The sequence below is a fragment of the Enterobacter sp. 18A13 genome (assembly GCF_007035975.1).
In the GTDB taxonomy this organism is placed as follows: Bacteria; Pseudomonadota; Gammaproteobacteria; order Enterobacterales; family Enterobacteriaceae; genus Enterobacter; species Enterobacter vonholyi.
In genome coordinates, this window is sequence record NZ_AP019634.1 from 3,390,222 (window position 1) to 3,415,536 (window position 25,315).

At 60.4% G+C, this 25,315-nt stretch carries 20 protein-coding genes; 6 read left to right on the plus strand and 14 right to left on the minus strand.

Annotated elements, in window-relative coordinates; genetic code table 11:
• Positions 1–2: 2 nt before the first annotated feature.
• Positions 3–2,243 carry a sensor domain-containing phosphodiesterase gene (locus tag FOY93_RS16345; RefSeq protein WP_143345387.1) on the minus strand — a complete coding sequence of 747 codons (2,241 nt, stop codon included), beginning with the start codon at positions 2,241–2,243 and terminating at the stop codon, positions 3–5.
• 353 nt (positions 2,244–2,596) lie between these two features.
• Here FOY93_RS16345 and FOY93_RS16350 point away from each other — a divergent pair, with 353 nt between their 5' ends.
• Entirely contained in the window at positions 2,597–2,785 is a 189-nt protein-coding gene (locus FOY93_RS16350; protein ID WP_021241815.1) for a YfgG family protein, read from the plus strand.
• Here the strand turns inward: FOY93_RS16350 and FOY93_RS16355 are convergent.
• Positions 2,782–3,672 (minus strand): LysR family transcriptional regulator, encoded by an 891-nt coding sequence (locus FOY93_RS16355; protein WP_143345388.1) that lies wholly within the window; start codon positions 3,670–3,672, stop codon positions 2,782–2,784. The genes FOY93_RS16350 and FOY93_RS16355 overlap by 4 nt on opposite strands.
• Before the next feature lie 97 nt (positions 3,673–3,769).
• Between FOY93_RS16355 and FOY93_RS16360 the strand changes: the two genes are divergently transcribed.
• Genes FOY93_RS16360 through FOY93_RS16370 form a run of 3 tightly spaced genes read left to right on the plus strand, consistent with a single transcriptional unit; the run spans position 3,770 to position 6,273 of the window.
• The gene (locus tag FOY93_RS16360; protein WP_143345389.1) at positions 3,770–4,999 is read left to right on the plus strand and encodes an MFS transporter; all 1,230 of its coding nucleotides are present in this window, start codon (positions 3,770–3,772) and stop codon (positions 4,997–4,999) included.
• A gap of 51 nt (positions 5,000–5,050) precedes the next feature.
• Positions 5,051–5,518, plus strand: coding sequence for a DUF6130 family protein (locus FOY93_RS16365; RefSeq protein ID WP_143345390.1), 468 nt, complete (start codon positions 5,051–5,053; stop codon positions 5,516–5,518).
• 11 nt (positions 5,519–5,529) lie between these two features.
• Positions 5,530–6,273, plus strand: a complete 744-nt coding sequence (locus FOY93_RS16370; protein WP_133294901.1) for an alpha/beta fold hydrolase — start codon at positions 5,530–5,532, stop codon at positions 6,271–6,273.
• A gap of 54 nt (positions 6,274–6,327) precedes the next feature.
• Here the strand turns inward: FOY93_RS16370 and iolB are convergent, their stop codons facing one another.
• The 10 genes from iolB to FOY93_RS16420 all read right to left on the minus strand — a co-directional run bounded on the left by iolB (position 6,328) and on the right by FOY93_RS16420 (position 19,455).
• Entirely contained in the window at positions 6,328–7,152 is an 825-nt protein-coding gene (iolB, locus tag FOY93_RS16375; RefSeq protein ID WP_143345391.1) for a 5-deoxy-glucuronate isomerase, read from the minus strand.
• A gap of 9 nt (positions 7,153–7,161) precedes the next feature.
• Complete coding sequence (gene iolE / locus FOY93_RS16380; protein ID WP_133294903.1) at positions 7,162–8,052, minus strand: myo-inosose-2 dehydratase; 891 nt, start codon at positions 8,050–8,052, stop codon at positions 7,162–7,164.
• A gap of 11 nt (positions 8,053–8,063) precedes the next feature.
• Positions 8,064–9,968: a bifunctional 5-dehydro-2-deoxygluconokinase/5-dehydro-2-deoxyphosphogluconate aldolase gene (locus FOY93_RS16385; RefSeq protein ID WP_133294904.1), complete on the minus strand. Its 1,905-nt coding sequence runs from the start codon at positions 9,966–9,968 to the stop codon at positions 8,064–8,066.
• Positions 9,969–9,980: 12 nt separating this feature from the next.
• Positions 9,981–11,114 (minus strand): Gfo/Idh/MocA family protein, encoded by a 1,134-nt coding sequence (locus FOY93_RS16390; protein WP_133294905.1) that lies wholly within the window; start codon positions 11,112–11,114, stop codon positions 9,981–9,983.
• An 8-nt stretch (positions 11,115–11,122) separates the two neighbouring features.
• On the minus strand, positions 11,123–12,151 hold the full coding sequence (locus tag FOY93_RS16395) for an ABC transporter permease (RefSeq protein ID WP_008502116.1): 1,029 nt from the start codon (positions 12,149–12,151) through the stop codon (positions 11,123–11,125).
• Positions 12,152–12,162: 11 nt separating this feature from the next.
• The gene (locus FOY93_RS16400) at positions 12,163–13,710 is read right to left on the minus strand and encodes a sugar ABC transporter ATP-binding protein (protein ID WP_025912800.1); all 1,548 of its coding nucleotides are present in this window, start codon (positions 13,708–13,710) and stop codon (positions 12,163–12,165) included.
• Between the two features lie 54 nt (positions 13,711–13,764).
• Entirely contained in the window at positions 13,765–14,694 is a 930-nt protein-coding gene (locus FOY93_RS16405) for a sugar ABC transporter substrate-binding protein (protein ID WP_133294906.1), read from the minus strand.
• A 31-nt stretch (positions 14,695–14,725) separates the two neighbouring features.
• Entirely contained in the window at positions 14,726–15,712 is a 987-nt protein-coding gene (gene iolG, locus FOY93_RS16410) for an inositol 2-dehydrogenase (RefSeq protein ID WP_143345392.1), read from the minus strand.
• A gap of 300 nt (positions 15,713–16,012) precedes the next feature.
• Positions 16,013–17,938: a 3D-(3,5/4)-trihydroxycyclohexane-1,2-dione acylhydrolase (decyclizing) gene (gene iolD, locus FOY93_RS16415; RefSeq protein WP_143345393.1), complete on the minus strand. Its 1,926-nt coding sequence runs from the start codon at positions 17,936–17,938 to the stop codon at positions 16,013–16,015.
• Between the two features lie 11 nt (positions 17,939–17,949).
• On the minus strand, positions 17,950–19,455 hold the full coding sequence (locus tag FOY93_RS16420; protein ID WP_143345394.1) for a CoA-acylating methylmalonate-semialdehyde dehydrogenase: 1,506 nt from the start codon (positions 19,453–19,455) through the stop codon (positions 17,950–17,952).
• A 291-nt stretch (positions 19,456–19,746) separates the two neighbouring features.
• Between FOY93_RS16420 and FOY93_RS16425 the strand changes: the two genes are divergently transcribed.
• The gene (locus FOY93_RS16425; RefSeq protein ID WP_008502123.1) at positions 19,747–20,577 is read left to right on the plus strand and encodes a MurR/RpiR family transcriptional regulator; all 831 of its coding nucleotides are present in this window, start codon (positions 19,747–19,749) and stop codon (positions 20,575–20,577) included.
• Between the two features lie 56 nt (positions 20,578–20,633).
• On the opposite strand, the gene guaA is transcribed toward FOY93_RS16425, so the two are convergent.
• Positions 20,634–22,211 carry a glutamine-hydrolyzing GMP synthase gene (gene guaA / locus FOY93_RS16430; RefSeq protein ID WP_143345395.1) on the minus strand — a complete coding sequence of 526 codons (1,578 nt, stop codon included), beginning with the start codon at positions 22,209–22,211 and terminating at the stop codon, positions 20,634–20,636.
• A gap of 67 nt (positions 22,212–22,278) precedes the next feature.
• Positions 22,279–23,745, minus strand: a complete 1,467-nt coding sequence (guaB, locus tag FOY93_RS16435) for an IMP dehydrogenase (RefSeq protein WP_008502128.1) — start codon at positions 23,743–23,745, stop codon at positions 22,279–22,281.
• Positions 23,746–23,903: 158 nt separating this feature from the next.
• On the opposite strand from guaB, the gene xseA reads away from it, so the two are divergent.
• Positions 23,904–25,277, plus strand: coding sequence for an exodeoxyribonuclease VII large subunit (gene xseA, locus FOY93_RS16440; protein ID WP_143345396.1), 1,374 nt, complete (start codon positions 23,904–23,906; stop codon positions 25,275–25,277).
• Positions 25,278–25,315: the final 38 nt, after the last annotated feature.

Here is a 25,315-nt window from a genome sequence, read left to right on the forward strand (position 1 = left end):
GTTCAGGCGTCCGCGCAGGACGCCTCAGCTTCCAGCAGCGACTCAAGCGGCGCCGGTCTGCCAATCAGATAGCCCTGCACATAATCGATGCCTAGCGCGTGAACCGCGCTACGTATCTCTTCGGTCTCGACGTACTCCGCCACCACCAGCATCTTCTTCATGCGCGCCAGATGGCAGATAGACGCCACAATCTGATAATCCAGGCTGTTGTTGACGATATTGCGGATAAAGCTGCCGTCGATCTTGAGAATATCCGCATCCACGCTTTTCAGCCGCGCATAGCTCGCATAGCCGGTGCCAAAATCATCAATCGCAATACGTACCCCCATTTTCTGCAGCTGCCGGAGGATGTGTAGAGCCTGCTCCGCATTGCAAAAGGTGCTGCACTCCGTCACTTCAAAAATCAGCTGCCACGGCTCAATGGTGTATTTCGCCAGCAGGCGACTGACCTCAAGCGGAAACTGCACCCGACATACGGTTGAGGGGGCCAGATTAATGGCGAAACGCTGGCCGGGCAGCCTTTCGCGATGCGCGGCCAGGAAGCGCAGAGTATACTCCAGCACCCACAAATCCACCCGCGAGGAGAGGCCAAACTCCTGCGCGACGGGCAGGAACCGATCGGGAGAGATCAATAGCCCGTTGGCATCCGGCATCCGGAGCAGGACTTCGTGATAGCAATCGCCACGCAGGCCGCGAACGGGTTGAACCAGCAGGGTGAATTCGTCGTTATCAAGCGCCTTTTGCAGGCGGCTCATCATCGCAACTTTATCCTTCAGGTTACGCTGCAAATGGACGGCCCCACGCTGCTGAAGATTTTCCGGATGGTTAGAGGCGAGCGACAGGTCGGCAACCACGCCCAGCTCACCCAGCACCAGATACAGATGGTTAACCGGGGACCGGACATAGCAATAGCTCACTCCCACCTGCGGCTGAAGCGGCATGCCGTCCCAGACAAAGCGGAACTGCTTGATATGCTCGTCCAGGGTTTCAATTCGCTGCTGGTGCGATTCCGCATTGAGCCGCACCGCCATGTCATACCCGGTGAGGTGATACACCTGCTCGTTGGGCTGGAGGGTACCGTTTACCCACTGCGCCAGCTGCTGTTTGTACAAAATACGCAGCAGCACGCCGTAATTTCGACCCAGAATTTCCAGCTCCGGAATACGCAGCAGGCAGAGCGCCGACCACGGGTTTTTCGCCAGATCGCGCGACAGCGCCCGCAGATTAGGCATATGGACGACCGGATCGAGCAGCGCCAGCCTGCGCGAGCGTTTGTTCACCGCGCGCTGCCGGGTTGCCAGCATCGACATAAAAACCAACACGAACGAGAAGACCAGGTAACTGGAAGAGGTGATCGCCAGCTGAATGTCATACCCCGGGTTCACCGGGATATAGCGGTAAAAATAGTGAATAGATACCAGCAGTATCGGCGTCCAGATAAGCGAAATCAGCTTATAGCCAAAACGCATCGCGCCCCAGAGCATCACCGGCATGAGCAGCGACAGGGTGTAGTTCGTGGTGAAAATGGAGCTGTTTTCATTCATCGGGAGCAGCAGCAGCGTAAGCAGCCCGCCTAGCGCAATCGCCCACATCAGAAACTCAATGACCGTCACCTTTTTATCTATCTGGGAACGGATCTGCGAGAAAAGGCTTTTGAGATAGCGCGGATGGCGAATCAGGCGGATCAGCAGATAGCTCAGCGGCACGCCCGTCAGCCCGCTGACCAGCAGCGTCTGATAGTTGATGAGCGTGCGAATATTAAGAGGGTTTAATCCCGCAAGGCTCTGCCGGCTCTCATACACGCCTAAATACACCGCAAACTGAAACAGCACCAGAAATAGCGTCGCGGGGCAGAAGACCTGCCAGAAGATGCGCTGCGCCATCAGCCGGATGTCGCCGTATGCGGTCATATTCCGTCTGGGCGCAAACACCCGGTAGCCGCCCCAGCTCAGCACTAAAGGGACGACAAAATGGAGCATACCAGCGACCGTTTCGAACATGCCGACCGAGGGGTAATAGCGGATAAACAGCGACAATACGATCCCGGGCAGCGCTTCCAGCCCAAAGAACATCATCAGCGAAAGCAAAAATGAGAGGGGTAAATAATAGAGTGCCGCAATACCGTCTCCCAGCTGCGTGAAGGTATTCGCGATGCTCAGCACGGGAAGTAAAACCACAGGCAAAATAAGCGGCAATGCCCACCAGCGGTTTTCATTTTTTTTCAGGAAAGCGAGAATGTTCATAGATGCCCGGTTAAACCCCTTTCGCTCCAGAGGGAAAATAAAGACAGGCATCCAACCTGACGTACGCGCCGCCCGGCGGCGTGCGGGGCGAACTGTGTGGAGGAAGGATTTTAAATATAAGGGCCGGGAATCCGTTGACTTAAATCAAACCACTTTACGCAAATTACTCTTTGTGGTGTTTTTTTTGAAATAATTTTCTTCATATTATCAATATGGTAAATGCATTAATTAAATTCAATAACATTAATTAATGTATACATTGACGGTTATTTACACACTGCAGAATTGACCCCTTCTTCCCGCTGTGCCTTAATATCCTTATCGCCCAAAAGGGCTTACCCAGGATAAACAGAGTGAGTCAGGTCACGCGTATGCGCAAACGACATCGATTTAACACCCGAATGACCCGCATCATACTGCTCATCAGCTTTCTGTTTTTCTTTGGCCGCTTCGTTTACTCCTCGATTGGCGCCTGGTACCACCATCAGGACAAAACCCAGTCGCAGCAATCCAGCCTCACCGTCGACACCGCTGACCGCTAAACCGCCGAAGGATGCTGCACGAGCCGAATAATGGCCGCAATCCCTTTGCTGAGGATTTTATCCTGTCGCATCACCACCGCCAGCTGCCGCTGCAGCATGGGCGTAAGCGACATCACGCATAGCCCTTCGCGATCGCCATCCTGTTCTACCGCCATTCGAGGCACGATGCTGTAGCCCAGCCCCGCGCGAACCATGCGTTTGATCGCCTCGATGCTGCCAAGCTGCATCACCGGTGCGATCGTTAATCCATTAGCCGCAAACCAGCCATCGATCAGCGTCCGGGTTCCGCTACCTGATTCAAAGGCAATCAGCGGCTGAGCGTGCAGCGCATCCGGGGTAAAGTCTCTGAAAACATCCTTCAGCTCCGGCGAGGCGATAAAAACAAACTCTTCGTCCATCACCGGCATGACGTCCAACGCCTTGCCACTCACCGGCAGCGTGACCAGCCCCATATCGAGACGGTTCTCTTCGATGGCCCTGACGATATCGCGGGTGTTGCCCGTCGTCACCCCCACGTTCAGGAGCGGATAGTCGCGTCGTAGCTGCTCCAGCAGAGGCGGCAGAAAATGAATGCAGGCCGTTGCCCCCGTGCCAAGCGTAATAGTGCCGCTCACATCGTGGCTGAATGCGCTCACCGACCGAATGGCGTCATCCACCACCTGCTGAATACGCTCCCCATGCGCCAGCAATGCCTCTCCGGCTGCCGTCGCCTTTATCCCTCGCCCGGTACGCTCCACCAGCCGCCTTTGCAGAAACTGCTCCAGCTGGCGTATTTGCAGGCTGACGGCGGGCTGGGAGATACCCAGCACATCCGCTGCCGCTGAAAAGCTGCCGCGCTGGATCACCAGACGGAAGGTGGCGAGATAGCCCAGATTAAGCGTCGTCATTCAAAGTTTCTCTTATACCGCGCATAAGGTTGCTGCCCTGCCAGCACAATACCGCGCCCGTTATGCTCAGGACAACTGCATAGCGGAATGAACACTCATGGAAATACCTGCCCTGCCACACCGCCTCGCCCTCACAGCCGGGTGCAATCAGCTCATCAACTGGGGGATCTCGTTTTATATGCCCGGCACCTTTGCGCTGGCCATTTCAGCCGACCGGGGATGGTCATCACCGCAGATTTACCTCGGCCTGACGCTGGCGATGCTGGTGATGGCGGCGGTTTCCCCTTTTGTCGCCCGCCTGCTGGCACGCTTTGGCGGTCAGAAGGTGGTGGTGGGCGGAACGCTGCTGATCGCCGCAAGCTGTGCCTGTATGGCGTATACCCGGACGCTTTATGGATGGTACGGCGCCTGGCTGATCACAGGCGTGGGAATGCGCCTGTCGCTGTACGATGCGCTCTTCGCCGCGCTGGTCAACCTCTACGGACAACAGGCGCGAAGAACAATCTCGCGCGTCACGCTGGCGGGCGGGCTGGCCTCTGTCGTCTTCTGGCCGCTGGGCGATGCGCTGCTTCACGTGATGCGCTGGCAGGACGCATTACGCATTTATGCCCTGCTTGGCCTGCTGAGCGCGTTGCTGATCCGCACGCTTCCCCGGCAGCGGCTGACGGTGACGACGAAAATCGCCGCACCGCCGCTGAACAACGAGCGCCGAAACGGCTGGCTTTATGCCGCCTTCATTGCCCTCATCACCTTTGTCTCTAACGGCACCTCCACCCATCTGCCGGAGTTTATTGCCCACTACGGCCTGCCGGTCGCTATCGGCATGCTGTGGGGAATCGGCCAGACAGGCGCGCGCTCGCTGGAGGTGCTGGCGGGGGCTCGCTTAACGCCATTCACATTAACGCTTTTTACCGCTCTCGCCATGCCGCTCTGTTTTCTTGTTGGGTTGAGCAGCGCCCTGTTTGTCTGGTGTGCGGCCGGCTTTGTGCTGGGCTATGGGGCCATCAACGGGCTGGTTACCCTTGTCAAAGCCACCCTGCCGCTGGAGCTGTTTAGCGCGGAAAGCTATGCCCGCCGCACGGGCATGCTGCTTATCCCCGGTCAGCTTTTGGCCGCAGCCTCACCGTATGCCTATGCGTGGCTAAATAAAACGCTGGGGATCGCGGGTGCAATGGGGGTGTCGACGGGCCTGACGCTGCTGATTGCCGGGCTGGCGATAGCCATTGTGCGCCGTCCCGGGAGGCAAACTGTATCGCACTGTATCCCGCGGGCCACGGTGACAAACGGGTACAAAACGCCCCCTCCGGCAAATATCTCCGATACATAAAAATGGTTTTCTTTCCCTGTCGCCATTGAGAACTGATGAGGAGAGAGAGCAATGATTCGTCGCTACGTACTTTTCCCCCTGCTTGTCCTGACATCCGTCGCAGGTGCCCAGGCCACTCCCCTGGACAATCTGAGCGCCGCGGACGTTAACGGCCCCGCCGCCGTTGCCCCGCTGGCGCAGCCGCAGCCGCCTGCAAAACTGATCGTCGATCCGCCGCTTGCCGGGCCGCTGAGCAAAGGCGCGGTGTTTATCCAATACCGCGCCGAAAATCTTCGCATCGAGCCGGTATTCGGGCCCGACGCGCTCAAGGTCACCCCGCGCATCGGGCACATTCACGTGGTGGTGGATGATGCGCCGTGGCACTGGGCTGACGCCAGCGGAGAGCCGGTGATTCTGGTGGGACTCCCCGCCGGTAAACACAAGGTGACGATTATTCTGGCCGACCCGACACACAAGCCGCTCGACCACAAAACCATTGAATTCACCGTACCGCCCCACGCGGCGGTCCACCATTTTTAAGGAGTCTCAAGATGAAAGCACTGACTGTACTAACGGCAGGCCTGCTGGCGCTTTCCGCCAGCGCCTTTGCACAGGGTAAAACCAGCGTCGTGCTGGTTCACGGCGCGTTTGCCGACGGCAGCAGCTGGAATAAGGTGATTGCCCTGTTGCAGAAGCAGCACGCCGAGGTCATTGCCGTCCAGCTCCCGCTCACGTCGCTCAACGATGACGTTGCCGCCACAAAGCGGGCCATCGCCCGTGCGCAGGGTGACGTGGTGCTGGTGGGCCACTCCTGGGGCGGCACCGTGATTAGCGAGGCGGGAAACGATGCGCGGGTAAAATCGCTGGTGTACGTGGCGGCGTTCGCCCCGGATTCCGGCCAGTCGACGGCGGACCTGGCAGGAAGCTACCCTGCACCGCCGGGTAGCGCGGGCATTGCCAAAACGGCGGACGGCTATTTATACCTGCCGACGGAAGCCGTCAGGAAGGATTTCGCGCCTGACGTGAAGCCAGCCATTCAAGATACGATTGCAGCCACGCAGGGGCCAATTAAGGCAGAGGCGTTTGGTGAAAAAGTCGTCCACGCGGCGTGGCATGACAAACCGAGCTGGTATGTGGTCAGCAAGAATGACCGAATGATCAACCCCGATCTTGAACGGGCGATGGCGAAGACGATCCACGCGAAAACCACCGAGGTGGCGGCAAGCCACGTATCGATGGTGAGCCAGCCGCAGATCGTTGCCCGGACGATTGAGCAGGCGATTGAAGCAAAATAATATTTTGTAAATTGTAGGCCGGGTAAGCGCAGCGCCACCCGGCAAATAATAGCCTCAGTGCCCGCTATCCCCGGGATAATCGCGATTAATCCACGCGTGGTCCTCCTCCCAGGTGAACATCCATTTGCGCACCGGCCCGGCCATCACGTTGAGGTAGTAGCTGTCATACCCGGCCATCGTCGCCACCGGGTGGTAGCCCTTCGGCACCATCACCACGTCACGGTTATAGACCGCCATACACTCATCCAGCGTTCTGTCGTCGGTGTAGACGCGCTGCATGCAGAACCCCTGCTCCGGGTTGAGGCGATGGTAGTAGGTCTCCTCCAGATAGGTTTCCTGCGGCGGGTTATCCGTGTCATGCTTGTGGCTCGGGTACGAGCTGGTGCAGCCCTCGTTAGTCCAGACCTCCACCACCAGCAGGCTATCGGCGGGCCTGTCTTCCGGCAAAATGTTGTGCACATAGCGCTGGTTGTGACCTTTGCCGCGCGCTTCACCGTCGATATCCTGCGGCGCAATCAGCCGCGTCGGATACGTGCCCTTGCCAGGCGCGGCGCAGACCGCCAGCTCAAGCTTCGTCAGCGCCTTCACCTGCACCGTCTCCTGCGGGGTGACGTACACCGCCCACGGCTTGATGCGCTCGAACAGGCTCATTCGCCCGCCAATGTCGGTAAACTGCGCGGAGGGCGTGCTGATGGAGGCGCGTCCGGCGACCAGCACCAGACAGCGCTCTTCGCTGACGGCGGGCAGCGTCAGCGTCTGCCCCTCCTGCAGCTCATACGCCTCAAAGCCGACGTACCCCCACCCTGCGCTTTCCGGCGTGACGGACTGGGTGCGTCCCTCCGCGTTCGGCTGTTGCCAGCGTGATAGCAAACGTGACATGTCGCCTCCTCAGATAAGCCCGGCGTCGCGCGCCAGGCGGCTCAGGTTGTTGTACCCCAGACGGGCGTAGGTAAGCGGATGGGCAATGGCCGGATCCTGCTCCGCCTCGACCACCAGCCAGCCGTGATAGTCCTGCGCCTTCAGCAGCTGCATAATCGGCGGATAATCCACGCAGCCGTCGCCCGGCACCGTAAACACGCCGCTCAGTACCGCATCAAGGAAGCTGGTTTTACGGTTTTTCACGTCCGCCAGCACGTCGGCACGCACGTCTTTGCAGTGAACGTGGTTGATGCGCGACGCCCAGCGCTGCGCCACCGCCAGCGGATCGGCCCCGGCAAAGGTCAGATGGCCGGTATCGAGCAGTAGCCCCACCGCGTCGCCGGTGTGGGTCATCAGGTTGTCCACGTCGTCGGCGGACTCAATCACCGTGCCCATATGGTGATGGTAGGCAATCTGCACGCCCTGCTGCTGGGTGTAGCGGGCAAATTCGGTAAGCTTCTCGCCGTACTCCTTCCAGCGTGACTGCGGGAAGCGCGGGCGCAGATGCACCGGCGTCTGCTGCTCGCCGTGAATGCAGCCGCTCACTTCCGCAAAGACCAGCACCTTCGCCCCCAGCTCGCGCAGCAGCGTCAGGTGGGACTGCACGGCGGCGATCTCCTCCTCCACGCTGCGATCCAGCAGGCGGCCGGAGTACCATCCGGAGACCAGCTGCAGGTCATGGCGCTGAAGGATGGGGCCGAGCAGGCGCGCTTCGCGCGGGAACTTATTGCCCAGCTCGAAGCCGGCGAAACCGGCCTCTTTACCTTCGCTCAGGCAGGTCTCCAGCGACGTCTCTGCGCCCAGAGAAGGCAGATCGTCGTTCGTCCACGTCAGCGGGTTAATGCCCAGTTGTACACTCATTGTCGTCTCCATTATGCGTGTCCGCGCTCGCGCCACCAGGCGATAAGCTGCAGGTAGTTGTCCCTGATGCGCGCCACCAGCTGCGCATCGTCAATATCGTGTTTCAGCCACGCGCGGGAGGCATCGCCAAACAGCGTGCGCCCTACGGCGAAGCCTTTCACCAGCGTCTGACCCGCTGCGGCTTTAAAGTCAGCGCGCAGCTGTTCCGCCGGGGCGTCCAGGCCGAGAATCACTACCCCGCGGCAGTGCGGATCCCGGCGTTCGATAATCTCGCTCAGCGCCGTCCAGCCGTCGGCGGAGAGCGGCGGCAGCTTCCACCAGTCCGGGTAAATGCCGAGGTTGTAGAAGCGGGAGATAGCGCGCAGGTAGAGCTCGTCGCTGCGCGGCATGGTCGCGGGCAGGATCACCTCCAGCAGCAGCTCGTGCCCGGACCGGCAGCAGGCGTGGTACACCTCGGCAATTTTCTGCTCCTGCTCCAGGCGCAGGCCGTGGGCGTCTTCCGGATGGAAAAAGACCAGGCATTTCACCACGTGCTCCTGCGGCCAGCTGATGAGCTGGGTGCCGATGTTGCCATGCTCCATCTCCAGCGGACGCGAGCCCGGCAGCTCAATGGGGCGGCCAATCCACCACCCTTCGCCGGTAATGGCGTTCAGCGCGTCCTGACCAAAGGTGCCGTCGCACAGCAGACCGGCTTTGCCCTCCAGCCCGGCGCGGCTCGCCGCCTCGCGGCTGGCCTGCAGGATCAGCTGCTTCAGCGCCGGAATGCGCTTAAGCGACGCGCCGCACTGCATCGCCATATCCTCAAGCTGGCTGCGGTGGTCGAAGGCCATCACGCACAGCTCCGGCCACTCGCGGCGTCGGGTGGTCACCCGGTGGAGATGGTTAAGACGCGGGTCGAGATCCGGGCGCGGCACATCTGCAGCGCGCGAAAGATAGTCATCCAGCTCGATTTTGCTCGGCATCGCCGGGGCGCAGCCGTGGCGCGAGACCACCAGCGCGCCGCAGGCGTTGGCGTAGCGGCACGCCTGCTCCCAGCCCTCGTCGTTCAGATAGCCGCGCAGCAGGCCGGACATAAACGCGTCCCCCGCGCCGAGGACGTTCAGCACCTCCACGCGCACGCCGGTCACCGTCAGGCCGTCGTCCAGCCGGGACGGAATGGCGTCGGTGTAGACCGAGCAGCCGAGCGCGCCGCGTTTGCAGACCAGCGCTGCTTCACTGACGGCGCGCACCTGCTCCAGCGCCTGCAGGGTATCCGTGCTGCCGCCCGCAATGTGAAACTCCTCTTCGGTGCCGACAATAACGTCGAAGAGGTGAAGCACCTCCTGCAACTCGCGGGTGACCTTATCGGCGGCGATAAAGCGCGTTTCCCCGTCGCCTAAGGCGGTCAGCCCCCACAGCACCGGACGGTAGTCGATGTCCAGCACCGTGCGCACGCCGTGACGGCGGGCATAGCCCAGCGCCGTCAGCACCGCCTCACGGGTCTGAGGATGAGAAAGGTGAGTCCCGGTGATGGCAAGACACCGTGCGGAGGCAATGTAGCTTTCGTCCACATCGCTGGCCGTAATGGCCATATCCGCGCAGTTATCGCGATAAAAAATCAGTGGAAAGGTGTCCCGGTCTTTAATGCCGAGTAGCACCAGCGCCGTTAGGCGTTGTTTATCGGTAATCAGATGGCTGGTATCGCAGCCCACCTGGTTGAGCTCTTCCCGCAGGAAGCGGCCCATATGTTCATCGCCGACGCGTGCCAGCATCGACGAGCGCAGGCCCTGGCGCGCGGTGCCGTACGCCACGTTGCCGGACGAGCCGCCGAGGTATTTGGCGAAGCTCGATACATCCTCCAGACGGGCACCAATCTGCTGACTGTAGAGGTCTACCGCCACGCGGCCCATGCATATCACATCAAACTGCTTTTCCACGTTGATACCTCATCAGACAATGTCGTTCACGTTCAGCCAGCGGCCTTCCCGGTGCGAGAGCGCGATTGCATCCAGCACGCGCGATACCTTCCAGCCCTCTTCGAAGTCCGGCCACATCGGCGCGTCGGCGGCAATCCCGTCCACCAGATCGCGCACCTCCACCGTTTTTTGATCGTTAAAGCCAATCCCGTGTCCTGCGCCCATGCAGAACGCGGCGTAGTCCGGGTGCGCCGGGCCGACGAGTAAGGTCCGGAATCCCTGACGGTTCACCGGATCGTCATGCCGATAGAGCTTCAGCTCCGCCATGCGCTCCTGGGTGAAGCTGATGGCGCCTTTCGTCCCGGTGATGACGTACGACAGCCCCATCTTGCGGCCGCAGGCGACGCGGGAGGTTTCAATCACGCCCTGCGCCCCGCCCGCGAAGCGCACCATCGCGTGGGCCTGATCCTCGTTTTCGACGGCAATCATCTCCGACGATCCGGCCTTCGCCGGGCGCGCCGGGACCACGATCTTCAGATCGCCGCAGACCTGCTCGATATCCCCCACCAGGTACTGAGCCATGTTGACGATATGCGCCGCAAGGTCGCCCAGCGCCCCCAGCCCGGCGGTCTCTTTAAAGCAGTGCCAGTGAATAGGCGACAACGGGTCGGCCATATAGTCTTCGTTGTGGGTGCCGTAGAAGTGGATCACCTCGCCTATCTCGCCGCGGGCGATAATCTCCTTCGCCAGCTGCGCCGTCGGGTTCTTCATGTAGTTGAACCCCACCAGCGTTTTCACCCCGGCCCGCTTCGCGGCGTCAACCATCTCCCGCGCGTCGTGGGCGTTCAGCGCCAGCGGCTTCTCCGAGTAGACGTGCTTGCCGTGGCGGATCGCCTCCAGCGCCATCTCTTTATGCAGATGGTTGGGTGAGCAAATATCCACCACATCAATAGCCGGGTCGGCCACCAGCGCCCGCCAGTCGCCCGTGGAGCGGTTGAAGCCAAACGCCTGCGCGCGCTCTGCCGCCAGCTCCGGCGTGACTTCCGCCACCATCTCGCGCACCAGCCTGCCGCGCAGGTTGAACACCGTTGGGGCCTGGGCATAGGCGATAGCGTGCGCCTTGCCGATATACCCGGTGCCAATTAATCCAATACGAACCTCTTTCATCGTGATCCTCACAGTGCGCCGCGACGGCTCTTGGCGTAGGTATCAAACGCCACCGCCAGAACGATAATTAATCCGGTGATAATCTGCTGGTAGTAGGCCGAGACGTTCATCAGCACCAGGCCGTTAATCAGAATCCCCATGATGATGGAGCCGATAATGGTGCCGCCGATGCGCCCGTAGCCGCCCATCAGCGAGGTACCGCCGATCACCACCGAGGCGATGACGCGCAGCTCAAAGGAGATCCCGGCCACCGCCTCGGCGCTCCCCAGACGCGCGCTCAGGATGAAGCCCGCCAGTCCCGCCAGACAGCCGATCAGCACATAGACGCTGACCAGCACGCGCTTGACGTTCACCCCCGCCAGGCGCGCCGCCTCCGGGTTACCGCCGATGGCGTAGACGAAGCGGCCCCAGCGGGTTTTATGCAGCGCCAGATAGCCGCCGAGGGCGACGATGGCGAAGATCCAGATCGGAATGGAGATGCCGAGCAGCTCCCCGCGCCCCCACCAGCGGTAGCCCTGATCGAAACCGGCAATCGGCGCGCCGTCGTTGATCACCAGCGTCAGGCCGCGCCAGATGGTCATCCCGCCGAGGGTCACGATGAACGGCGGCAGGCGCAGGCGTGTTACGCCCAGACCGTGCAGGAATCCAATCGCCGTGCCCATCGCCAGACAAATCCCCAGACCAATCAGCCAGCTCATGCCGCCCCAGGCGTTCGGGTCGACGGTGGTGAAGTTGTCGCCCTTAATCACGTACGCCGCGGTCATGGCGCAGACCGCCAGAATGGAGCCGACGGAAAGGTCGATCCCGGCGGTCAGGATGACAAAGGTCATCCCCACGGCCATGATCCCGTAGATGGAGACTTCGGTCAGGATGTTGAAAATATTGCGTTCAGAGAAAAAATTGCTGTTCTGCGACTGGAAGAAGATCAGCAGCAGGATCATGAAAATCAGCACCCCGAAGCGCTCGAAGAAGGCGATGGGATCGATGCGTCCGGCGCGTTTGACCGGGGCCTGCGTTTTAGAAATCATCTGCGTCATGAGAAACTCCGTTATGCCGCGTTCAGGGCGTTGTGGTTGATGGCCATCATCGTCATCAGCCGTTCTTCGTTAGCGTCGTCACCGTGGATCTCGCCGGTCACTCGCCCTTCGCTCAGGGTGATGATCCGGTCTGACACCGCCATCACTTCAGGCAGATCGGAGGAGATCACGATCACCGCCACGCCCTTTTTCGCCATGTCAAACAGCACCTGGTGCACTTCTGATTTGGTCCCCACGTCAATGCCGCGCGTCGGCTCATCTACGATCAGCACCCGCGGGTTGAGCGCCATGCAGCGCGCGAGGATCACCTTTTGCTGGTTACCGCCGGAGAGCTTGCGCACCTCCTGCGCGCTGTTGACCATTTTGATCTGCAGCGCCTTGCGGTAGGACTCGATCAGATCGTCCTCTTTGCGGGTGTTCACGAACCAGCGCCACTGCAGCAGCGAAGAGAGGCAGGAGAGCGACAGGTTGTCGCGAATCGACAGCCCCAGCACCGCCCCCTCTTTTTTGCGGTCTTCCGGCACCAGCGCCACGCCCTGATCGAGCGCATAAAGCGGGTCGCGCGGCTGGTACGGCACGCCGTCCAGTTCAAAGCTGCCCGAGGTAAACGCGTCCGCGCCAAACAGGCAGCGGGCCACTTCGGTGCGCCCGGCGCCCACCAGTCCGGCAATGCCTAAGACCTCCCCGGCGTGAACGTGGAAGCTGATGTCATGCAGGGCTATGCCGTGCGGATCCAGCGGCGGCTTTTCGCGGCTCAGCCCCTTCACCGCCAGGCGGACGGGTTTATCCTCATGATGCGTTTCGCTGGCGGGACGGCGGTTAAAGGCCACGTCGCGACCGACCATCAGGCGGATCAGCTGTTCGACGTTGGTCTCCGCCACCGCGCCGGTGCCGGTGAAGCGGCCGTCCTGGAAAACGGTGAAGCGATCGCAGAGCTGGAAAACTTCGTGCAGACGGTGGGTAACATAAATAATGCTTACGCCGCGGTTTTTAAGCTCCCGCACCACGCGATGCAGGCTTTCCACCTCGCTATCGCTCAGCGCGGCGGACGGTTCGTCCATAATGATTAGCCTGGCGTTGAGGGTCAGCGCCCGGGCGATCTCCACCATCTGCTGCTGGGCAACGCTCAGACGGGCGACCGGCGTGGTCGGCGCAACGTTCAGCTGCAGATAGTCGAGAATGACCTGCGCTTCCTGATTTACCGCCTTTTCGTCGACGATCAGGTTGCGTTTACGCGGCTCGCGCCCGAGAAACATGTTTTCCGCGACGGTCATGTTGGGCAGCAGATTAAATTCCTGATAGATGGTGATAATGCCCTTGTTCTGGCGCTCCACCGGGGAGTCGTCCACCGGCAGCGTTTCGCCGTTGAACCAGATATCCCCGCGGGTTTGCGGCTGCGCCCCCGCGAGCGCCTTCAGCAGCGTGGATTTACCCGCCCCGTTTTCCCCCAGCAGGGCGTGGATCTCGCCCGCGCCGACGGTCAGCTGGGCGCTGCTTAACGCCCAGACGCCGGAAAAGCTTTTTGCCAGGTCGGTCACTTTCAGTAAGGGTTGCGACATCGGTCTGCTCCTCCTTTAGAGTGAGCCGCCGCGCCAGCGGCGGCTGCGGATAAATCAGTTACCGGCCTCACCGATACGCTCAGCCTGCTGCAGGTTCTCTTTAGTGATCAGCGTCGGCGGGTAGTCGGCCCCGGTGATGGCTTTCTTCTCGCGCACGTTGGCCACCAGCTGGCTCATCGCCGTCTGCACCGCAAAGCCCGGACGCTGGTCCGCCGTCACCGCCAGCCAGCCGTCGCGCACGCGGGCCAGCGCTTCCGGTACCGCGTCAAAGCCTGTGACCAGAATTTCGCCCGGCTTCACGCCCTGGCTCTGCAGCGCTTCGATCGCCCCCAGCGCCATGTCGTCGTTAGCGGAGAGGATCACCTGAGGACGTTTCGGCAGCGAGGGCAGCACGCTTTCCACGATGCGCATCCCTTCAGAACGCATCCAGTTGCCGGTCTGATCGGCGACAATCTTGTACTTATCCCCGCCCGCCTTCAGGCTGTCGCGGATCCCTTTGGTGCGTTCGATGTTGGAGGAGGAGCCCGGCTGGCCGGTCAGCAGAATGATCTCCGCCCCGTCGGGGTATTTGGTTTTAACGAAGTCGCCAATCGCCTGGCCGCCCTTGTAGTTGTTGGCGCCAAAGTGCGGCACCTTCTTCTGGCTGTCGACGGAGCGGTCAAGGGTGACCACCGGCAGCTTCGCATCCTGAATTTCATCCACCGCGCTGGAGACCGCGTTCACATCGTTCGGGGAGACGATAAAGCCCTGCGCGCCGCGGGTGATGGCATTTTCCAGGTCAGCAACCTGCTTCGGCGAGCTGCCCTGCCCGTCCAGTACCTGAAGCTTCACGCCCATCTCTTTTGCGGCTTTCACCGCCGTGCGCTGCATGTGAACTTCAAACGGCATGGCCAGGTTTGGCGTACTGAAAACAATTTGCTCGTTTTCGGCGAGGGCGGCCCCGGACGTCATGGCGATGAGGGCGGCTACGATCAGTTTTTTCATTATTATGTCTCTCTGTGTAGGGTAGTTGTGTTTAGAGGACGATCTCGCGCTGGCTGCGCAGTGACTCCAGCGCTTTATCCGCGAGGTACAGCGCACGTTCACCATCATCGCCGCTGCAGTCAGGCACCGCTTCGCCGCGCAGGACCGCGACAAAGTGTTCCCATTCCGCGGCGTAAGCGGATTTGTAGCGCTGCAGGAAGAAGTGTTCCGGCAGCGCGCTGGTGCAGCCCTGTTTGCCGTAGTGCTGCACCTGGTTTTCCAGAATGTTGCCCGCGCACAGCAGCCCTTCGGAGCCGTGCAGCTCCAGGCGCTGGTCGTAGCCGTAAGATGAGCGGCGGCTGTTGACGATGGTCGCCATCGCGCCGGAAGCGTATTTCAGGACGATAAACGCGGTATCGATGTCCCCCGCCTCGCCAATCGCCGGATCCACCAGGTTACTGCCCTGGGCATACACCGACACCGGCTCTTCGCCCATGATGAAGCGGGCCATGTCAAAGTCGTGAATGGTCATATCGCGGAACATGCCGCCAGAAACGCGCACGTACTCCGCAGGCGGCGGAGACGGGTCGCGGGAGATGATGAGCAACGATTCCAGTTTGCCGATGCACCCGGCCTGCGCGTCGGTTTTCACGCGGCGGAACTGCGGGTCAAAGCGGCGATTAAAGCCAATGAACAGCGGCACGTCATACTCTTTGACCACCTTCAGGCAGTCTCGCACGCGCGCGAGGTCGAGGTGTACCGGCTTTTCACAGAAGATGGCCTTGCCGTGGCGGGCGGCCATTTCAATCAGGTCCGCGTGGGTATCGGTGGCGGAGGCGATCAGCACGGCGTGAACGTTAGGGTCGGTCATCGCTTCATCCAAGCTCTGCTGGCGGGCCTGATACTGCGTGGCGAGGCGGGTGGCAAATTCCTGATTCGGGTCAACCACGGACCAGAGCGTGGTCGCGCCGTGGCTGGCGATGTTAGCTGCATGTATCTGGCCAATTCGGCCAGCGCCCAGTAAAGCAATGTTAAACATAACGGCTCCCGGTGTTGGTGAATGCTGTGAACTAACGACCCTATAAATAAAACATTTATTTCATTTTTATAAATAGTGAAAATTATGTTTTTGAGTGCGGGTTAACACTTTTGAGATGAATGAGATAAATTTTGTTATCAATCTCACAACATGGAAGAAGGTGCTGATAGCCCTTCACCCCGGCCCTCTCCCCAAAGGGGCGAGGGGGAAAAGAGCGCACCGAACCATTCCCTCTCCCCAATGGGGAGAGGGTTAAGGTGAGGGGAAAATGAAATGAAAATTTCGTTACTTCGGGAAAACTCAATACTGACGGGCTTTTTTCACCTGCGCCTGCGTTTGCTCCGCGGCTTCACGCACGGCAGACGATTCCGCCACCTGCGCATCACCGGTTCGCCACCAGGAGGCGTAGTCGTGGGTCATGGTCTTCGGCAGCACCTTGATGTCCAGCAGCGTCGGGCCCGGATGGGCGCGTGACGCCTCCAGCGCCGCCAGCAGGCTTTGCTCGTCGTGCACCCGCCACGCGCGGCAGCCGTAGCTCTCCGCATTTTGCGCAAAATCGACCTTCACCAGCGGCCCGTCAAGCCGCCCGGTTTCCGGGTTGCGGTGGCGGTTTTCCGTGCCAAAGCTGCCCATGCCGTGCCCCATCTGCAGGTTGTTAATGCAGCCGAAGCCGGCGTTATCAAACAGCAGAACGGTGACCTTAATGCCCTCCTGCACCGCGGTTTGCAGCTCGGAGTGCAGCATCATGTAGGAGCCATCCCCCACCATGGCGTATACCGGCAGCTCGGGTCGGGCAAGCTTCGCGCCGATGGCTGCCGCAATCTCGTAACCCATGCAGGAGTAGCCGTACTCCAGGTGATAGCTGTCCGGCGTTTTGACCTGCCAGAGGCGCTGTAAATCGCCCGGCAGCGAACCGGCCGCGCCCACCACGATGGCGTTATCTTCAACATGCTGGTTGATCAGCCCCAGCACCCGCGTCTGGGTCAGGCGGGTATTGAGCGCCTCGCCGTACTCCGCCAACTGCGCGTCCAGGTGCCCCGCCACTTCGGGCGCGTCGTCAGGACGCCACTGGCGATCCCACAGGCGGCGGCACTCGTCGCGCCAGGCGGATTTCGCCTCAGCGATCGCCTCTCCCCAGCCGCTGCGGTAATCACCGAGCGCGTGGGTCAATGCCTCGAGCCCGGTTTGAGCGTCGGCAATCAGCGCCGTAGCGTCCAGCTTCAGAGCGTCAAACTCGGCCACGTTCAGCAGCAGAAATTCGACGTCCGGATGGGAAAAGAGCGCCTTGGAGCCGGTGGTAAAGTCGGTCAGGCGCGTGCCGATGCCAATCACCAGGTCAGCCTGCGGCGCGAGCTGGTTGGCCGCCATTCCGCCCGTCACCCCTACGCCACCGAGGTTAAGCGGGTGGTCACTTACCAGCGCCCCCTTTCCGGCCTGAGTTTCGGCAAACGGCAGCTGCAGCGTCTCGACAAATTCGCGAAACGCCTCATGTGCGCCGGAATAGCGCACGCCACCGCCGCACACCACCAGCGGGCGACGCTTGCGGGCGATCAGCGCCCGCGCCTGCGCCAGACGCTGCGGATCGGGCGGACGACGCTCGATGTGGTGCACGCGACGCGCGAAGAAGCTCAGCGGGTAATCCCACGCTTCCCCCTGCACGTCCTGCGGCAGGCAAATCGTCACCGCACCGGTATCTGCCGGGTCAGTAAGCGTTCGCATCGCGCTGAGCATCGCGCTCATGAGTTGCTCCGGGCGGTTAATGCGGTCCCAGTAGCGGGAGACCGGACGGAAGCAGTCGTTGGTGCTGATGCTGAGATCGTGATACTGCTCGATCTGCTGCAGCACCGGGTCCGGCTGGCGGCTGGCGTAGATATCGCCCGGAAGCAGCAGCAGCGGGATGCGGTTCGCCGTGGCGGTTGCCGCCGCCGTAACCATATTGGCGGCACCCGGCCCGACGGAGGAGGTGACGGCAAAGATGCGCTGACGGCGGTGCTGTTTGGCGAACCCCGTCGCCATATGGGCAATGCCCTGCTCGTTGCAGCCCTGCATCACCTGCAGATGGCCCGGATCCTGTTCCAGCGCCTGGCCGATACCCAGCACGTTGCCGTGTCCAAAGATGGTGGCGACGCCCTCCACGAAGGGAGTTTCGTTGCCGTCCACGCTGACGTACTGTTGATTCAGGAACCGGACCAGCGCCTGGGCCATGGTCATACGTTCGGTTTGCATAAAATCTCCTGTCAGCCCAGCGTCGGCATGGAGAACGCAGCGCCTGTCTCCTGCTGCATTTCCGGCCAGCGCGCGGTGATGGTTTTCATTCGGGTGTAGAAGCGCACGCCGTCGTTGCCGTGGACGTTGAGCGCGCCGAAGATGGAACGCTTCCAGCCGCCGAAGCTGTGGAACGCCATCGGCACCGGGATCGGGACGTTGACGCCCACCATGCCCGCCTGCACCTCTTCGCAGAAGCGGCGCGCGCAGCCGCCGTCGCGGGTGAAGATTGCCGAGCCATTACCATATTCATGGCGGTTAATCAGGTCCACCGCGCTGGCGTAATCTGCTACGCGCACCACAGAAAGCACCGGACCAAAAATCTCTTCTTTATAGATGGTCATCTCCGGGGTGACGTTATCGAACAGCGTCGGCCCGACGAAATAGCCCTGCTCGTGGCCCTTCACGCTGAAGCTGCGACCGTCCACGCGAAGCGTCGCCCCCTGCGCTTCTCCGCTGTCGATGTAGCCCAACACCTTGCTGCGGTGCGCGGAGGAGATGAGCGGCCCCATTTCGTTTTCCGGCGTCTGGTCCAGCCCCGGCCCGACGCGCAGCGCGGCAATCTGTTTTTCCAGCCGGGCGCAGAGGTCATCGGCGGTGTTATCGCCCACCGCCAGTACCACCGAGAGCGCCATGCAGCGCTCGCCCGCCGCGCCGTAGGCCGCGCCCATGATGGCGTTGGTCGCCATCTCCATGTCGGCATCCGGCATTAAAATGCAGTGGTTTTTCGCGCCGCCCAGCGCCTGACAGCGCTTACCGTGGGCGGACGCGGTCTGGTAAATGTATTCGGCAATCGGCGTGGAGCCGACAAAGCTCACCGCCTGCACGCGCGGGTCGGTCAGGAGTACGTCAACGGACTCTTTATCGCCCTGCACCACGTTGAAGACGCCGTCCGGCAGGCCGGCCTCTTTCAGCAGCTGCGCCAGCGCAAGCGCCAGCGAAGGGTCTTTTTCCGACGGTTTCAGCACGAATGTATTCCCGGTCGCCAGCGCAATCGGGAACATCCACATCGGCACCATCGCCGGGAAGTTAAACGGCGTGATCCCGGCGCAGACGCCGAGCGGCTGCATCAGCGAGTGGCTGTCAACGCCGGTCCCGACGTTCGCCGAGTGTTCGCCCTTTTGCAGATGCGGAATACCACAGGCAAACTCCACCACTTCCAGGCCGCGGGTCAGCTCGCCCACCGCGTCGGAGAAGACCTTGCCGTGCTCTTCGCTGATGAGGCGGGCCAGGCGATCCATGTTCTCTTCCAGCAGCGCCTTGAAGCGGAACATCACGCGCGCGCGCTTAAGCGGAGCATGACGCGCCCACGCCGGAAACGCCTGCTGCGCGGCGGCAATCGCCTGCTCCGTTTCCTGTGCCGTACTCATCACCACCTGGCGGATCTGCTCGCCGGTGGCCGGGTTGAAGATCGCCTGAACGCGCTGGCCTGAACCGGTGACACATTCGCCGTGAATAAAATTCGCTACCGTCTCCATCCTTAACCTCTCGCTGTTGATACGTGACTTGACCTGAACACTATGTACTGAACACTATATATGAAACAAATATTCCATTTTAAGTTGAAATAAAATAAATGATGATTATTGTGATCAAGGATGGATTTTTATGTTAACAGCCAGCATCACTGACGCCGCGTGCGCTATTAAGGGTTCTCGGGCGAGGAAATGACTGAAGCTTCTGTTTCATTTTTGCTGCCAGATGGATGGCCGACATTTAAAAGACGCGGTTTTGCGTTTAGAATCATATGACTGTATTTGGGGGAAAAGATGACGACAGCAACCAGCCTGAACGAACTGCAGCAGCAAATCCGCGATCGCTACGATAGCCTGAGCAAGAGGCTGCAGCAGGTCTCCCGCTACGTGCTGGATAACACCAACAGCGTGGCCTTTGATACGGTTGCCGTTATTGCCGAGCGCGCCGACGTGCCGCCCTCGACGCTGATCCGCTTTGCCAACGCCTTTGACTTCACCGGCTTCAACGAAATGAAACAGCTGTTTCGTATGAACCTGGTGGAGGAGACCGCCAGCTACAGCGACCGCGCCCGGCTGTTCCGCGAGATGGAGAGCGAGGCCGTGCCGGAAACGCCGCTCGATATCCTGCAGGAGTTTGCCCGCTCGAACGCCCAGGCGCTGCAGCAGCTGGCCGCCCGCGCCGAACCGGAAATGCTGGAGCGCGCGGTGCAGCTATTGGCCGACGCCGACACCATCTACATCGCCGGACTGCGCCGCTCCTTTAGCGTCGCGGCCTACCTCACCTACGCTCTAAGCCATCTGGAGTGCCGCCCTATCCTGCTCGACGGTATGGGCGGCATGCTGCGCGAGCAGATCAGCCGCATTAAGGCGCGCGACATCGTGGTGTCGATCAGCTTCTCGCCGTACGCGGAAGAGACGGTGATGGTCAGCGAAACCGCCGCCAGCGTCGGCGCACGGCAGATCGTGATTACGGACAGCCAGATTAGCCCGCTGGCGACGTTCAGCGATCTCTGCTTTGTGGTGAAGGAGGCTCAGGTGGATGCGTTTCGCTCGCAGTCGGCGACGCTGTGCCTGGTGCAGTCGCTGGTGGTGGCGCTGGCGTATCGGCTGGGAGAGGGGAAGTAAGGCAATAAAAAAACCCCCTGCACAGGCAGAGGGTTTTGGGTTAATTCAGAGGGACATTATTCCCACTCAATCGTAGCCGGTGGTTTACCGCTGATGTCATACACCACGCGGGAAATACCGTTCACTTCGTTGATTATGCGGTTAGACACGCGGCCTAAGAAGTCATACGGCAGATGCGCCCAGTGCGCGGTCATGAAGTCAATGGTTTCCACCGCACGCAGGGAAACAACCCAGTCGTACTTACGGCCATCGCCCATCACGCCGACGGAGCGAACCGGCAGGAACACGGTGAACGCCTGGCTTACCTTGTTGTACAGGTCAGCTTTGTGCAGCTCTTCGATGAAGATAGCGTCCGCGCGACGCAGCAGGTCGCAGTACTCTTTCTTCACTTCACCCAGCACGCGCACGCCCAGACCCGGGCCCGGGAACGGGTGACGGTAGAGCATGTCGTACGGCAGACCCAGTTCCAGACCGATCTTACGCACTTCGTCTTTGAACAGCTCGCGCAGCGGTTCAACCAGGCCCATCTTCATCTCTTTCGGCAGGCCGCCCACGTTGTGGTGAGATTTGATGACGTGTGCTTTACCGGTGGCGGAAGCCGCAGACTCGATCACGTCAGGGTAGATGGTACCCTGCGCCAGCCACTTCACGTCGTCCAGCTTCAGCGCTTCTTCGTCGAACACTTCCACGAACACGCGGCCGATGATCTTACGTTTTGCTTCCGGATCGTTCTCGCCTTTCAGCGCGTCCAGGAAGCGCTGCTCGCCTTCCACGTGAACGATGTTCAGACCGAAGTGGTCACCGAACATGTCCATAACCTGCTGGGCTTCGTTCAGACGCAGCAGACCGTTGTCCACGAAGACGCAGGTCAGGTTTTTGCCGATGGCGCGGTGCAGCAGCATCGCGGTCACGGAGGAGTCCACGCCGCCGGAGAGGCCGAGGATCACTTTGTCATCGCCAACCTGCTGGCGGATACGCTCAACGGCGTCGTCGATGATTTTTGCCGGGGTCCACAGAGCTTCACACTGGCAGATGTCGCGCACGAAGCGCTCCAGCATGCGCATACCCTGACGGGTGTGGGTCACTTCCGGGTGGAACTGCACGCCGTAGAAGCGCTTTTCTTCGTTCGCCATGATGGCAAACGGGCAGCTTTCGGTGCTGGCAACGGTCACGAAGTCAGACGGGATGGCGGTAACTTTGTCGCCGTGGCTCATCCATACGTCCAGCAGCGGTTTGCCGTCTGCGGTCAGGGAGTCTTCGATACCGCGCAGCAGCGCGCTGTCGTTAACCACTTCAACCTGCGCATAGCCGAACTCGCGCTCGCTGGAGCCTTCTACGTGGCCGCCCAGCTGCATTGCCATGGTCTGCATACCGTAGCAGACGCCAAATACCGGCACGCCAGCTTCGAACACGTACTGCGGCGCGCGCGGGCTGTTCTCTTCGGTGGTACTTTCCGGGCCGCCGGACAGGATGATGCCGCTTGGATTGAATTCGCGAATCTGTGCTTCCGTGACATCCCACGCCCACAGCTCACAGTAAACGCCCAGTTCACGCACGCGACGCGCCACCAGCTGAGTGTACTGAGAACCAAAGTCCAGGATGAGAATGCGATGTTTATGAATGTTTTCCGTCATTGACGCTAATTCCGAGGCAAGTGAAACAAAAACAGAGCGCCCGGCAGAAGCCGGGCGCGGAAACTTATCAGGAGCCCAGACGGTAGTTCGGGGACTCTTTGGTGATCGTCACGTCGTGAACGTGGCTCTCCTGGATACCCGCACCGCTGATGCGTACGAATTCCGCTTTAGTACGCAGCAGGTCAATGGTACCACAGCCGGTCAGACCCATACAGGAGCGCAGGCCGCCCATCTGCTGGTGAATAATTTCTTTCAGACGGCCTTTATAGGCAACGCGACCTTCGATACCTTCTGGCACCAGTTTGTCTGCGGCGTTATCGGTCTGGAAGTAACGGTCAGAGGAGCCTTTGGACATCGCGCCCAGGGAGCCCATACCGCGGTAAGATTTGTAAGAACGGCCCTGGTAGAGTTCGATTTCACCCGGGGATTCTTCGGTACCGGCCAGCATGGAGCCTACCATTACGGCAGCTGCGCCCGCTGCGATCGCTTTCGCGATGTCGCCAGAGAAGCGGATACCGCCGTCAGCGATAACCGGAATACCGGTGCCTTCCAGCGCTTCAACCGCGTCAGACACCGCGGTGATCTGCGGAACGCCCACGCCGGTCACGATACGGGTAGTACAGATAGAGCCAGGGCCGATACCCACTTTCACCGCGCTGCAGCCGGCGTCAGCCAGCGCGCGAGCACCTGCGCCCGTCGCCACGTTACCGCCGATGATCTGCAGGTCAGGGTATTTGGCACGGGTGTCACGGATACGCTGCAGAACGCCTTCGGAGTGGCCGTGAGAGGAGTCAATCAGCAGGACGTCAACGCCCGCTGCAACCAGCGCGTCAACGCGCTCTTCGTTACCGGCACCTGCGCCTACCGCAGCGCCAACGCGCAGACGGCCATGCTCGTCTTTACAGGCGTTAGGCTTACGTTCTGCTTTCTGGAAATCTTTAACGGTGATCATGCCGCGCAGGTGGAAGTTGCTGTCAACAACCAGCGCTTTTTCAACGCGTTTTTCGTGCATTTTTGCCAGCACCACATCGCGGGTTTCACCTTCGCGAACGGTGACCAGACGCTCTTTTGGCGTCATGTACACGCTAACAGGCTGGTTCAGGTCAGTCACGAAACGCACGTCACGACCGGTAATAATACCGACCAGCTCGTTCTCTTCGGTCACCACCGGGTAACCGGCGAAGCCGTTACGCTCGGTCAGGGCCTTCACTTCGTGCAGCGTGGTGGTTGGCAGAACGGTCTGTGGGTCAGACACGATGCCGGATTCATGCTTCTTCACGCGGCGAACTTCTTCTGCCTGACGTTCGATGGACATGTTTTTGTGGATAAAGCCAATGCCGCCTTCCTGTGCCAGGGCAATAGCCAGGCGCGCTTCAGTCACGGTGTCCATTGCCGCAGAGAGCATAGGAATGTTCAGGCGAATGGTTTTCGTCAACTGCGTGCTGAGGTCGGCAGTATTCGGCAGAACGGTGGAGTGAGCGGGAACAAGGAGGACGTCGTCAAACGTCAGTGCTTCTTTAGCGATACGTAGCATGGGCAATATCTCTGACCTGGGTGGTTAAATATTGCCGTGGCATTATACAGAGCGTAACCGATTGCATCTACACTTTTTTATAAAAAAGCTTGCGATTGCCTCTCAGCAGGTTACTATCGACTGAATAACTTGCTGATTTAGAATTTGATCCCGCTCACATGTTATCCTCTCAATCCCCCTCAATTTATACCGTCAGCCGCCTGAATCAGACGGTGCGTTTGCTGCTTGAGCAGGAAATGGGGCAGGTCTGGATCAGCGGTGAGATCTCTAACTTCACGCAGCCGTCCTCCGGTCACTGGTACTTTACCTTAAAAGACGACACCGCCCAGGTGCGCTGCGCGATGTTCCGCAACAGCAACCGCCGTGTGACGTTTCGCCCTCAGCACGGCCAGCAGGTTCTGGTTCGCGCCAATATCACCCTGTATGAGCCGCGCGGCGACTATCAGATTATCGTCGAGAGCATGCAACCCGCGGGCGAAGGCCTGCTGCAGCAGAAGTATGAACAGTTAAAAGCCCGGCTCTCTGCCGAGGGGCTGTTCGACCAGCAGTACAAAAAGACGCTGCCCTCCCCCGCCCACTGCGTTGGGGTCATCACCTCGAAAACCGGTGCGGCACTGCACGATATTTTGCACGTGCTGAAGCGTCGCGACCCTTCCCTGCCCGTCATCATCTACCCGACCGCCGTGCAGGGTGACGATGCGCCGGGCCAGATTGTGCGCGCCATTGAGCTGGCGAACGCCCGTCAGGAGTGCGACGTCCTAATCGTCGGGCGCGGTGGCGGCTCGCTGGAAGACTTGTGGAGCTTTAACGACGAGCGCGTTGCGCGGGCAATCTTTGCAAGTCAGATCCCCGTGGTGAGCGCCGTCGGCCACGAAACGGACGTAACGATCGCCGATTTTGTCGCGGATCTCCGCGCGCCGACGCCGTCCGCGGCGGCGGAAGTGGTCAGCCGCAACCAGCTTGAGCTGCTGCGTCAGATTCAGAACGGCCAGCAGCGTCTTGAGATGGCGATGGACTACTACCTCGCCAACCGGACCCGGCGCTTTACCCAGCTTCACCACCGTCTACAGCAGCAGCACCCGCAGCTGCGTCTGGCGCGTCAGCAGACCGTTCTGGAACGTCTGCGTCAGCGCATGAACGTTGCGGTGGACGCGCAGCTTAAGCGCGCGATATCGCGCCAGCAGCGCGCGACCCAGCGCCTGAACCAGCAGAACCCGCAGCCGAAAATTTATCGCGCGCAAACGCGAATTCAGCAGCTGGAGTATCGTCTGGCGGAAACTATCCGTGCGCGACTGAGCACCACCCGCGAACGCTTTGGCAATGCGGTGACCCACCTTGAAGCGGTTAGCCCCCTCTCCACGCTGGCGCGCGGCTATAGCGTGACGACGGCGACGGACGGCAAAGTGCTGAAGCAAACCAAACAGGTGAGTACAGGCGATATGCTGACGACGCGCCTGTCAGACGGCTGGGTAGAAAGCGAAGTGAAATCAATTAAACCGGTGAAAAAAACGCGTCAGCGTAAAACCGGATAATTCTTCGCCGGTTACTTACTATACTGCTGCTATTCCCT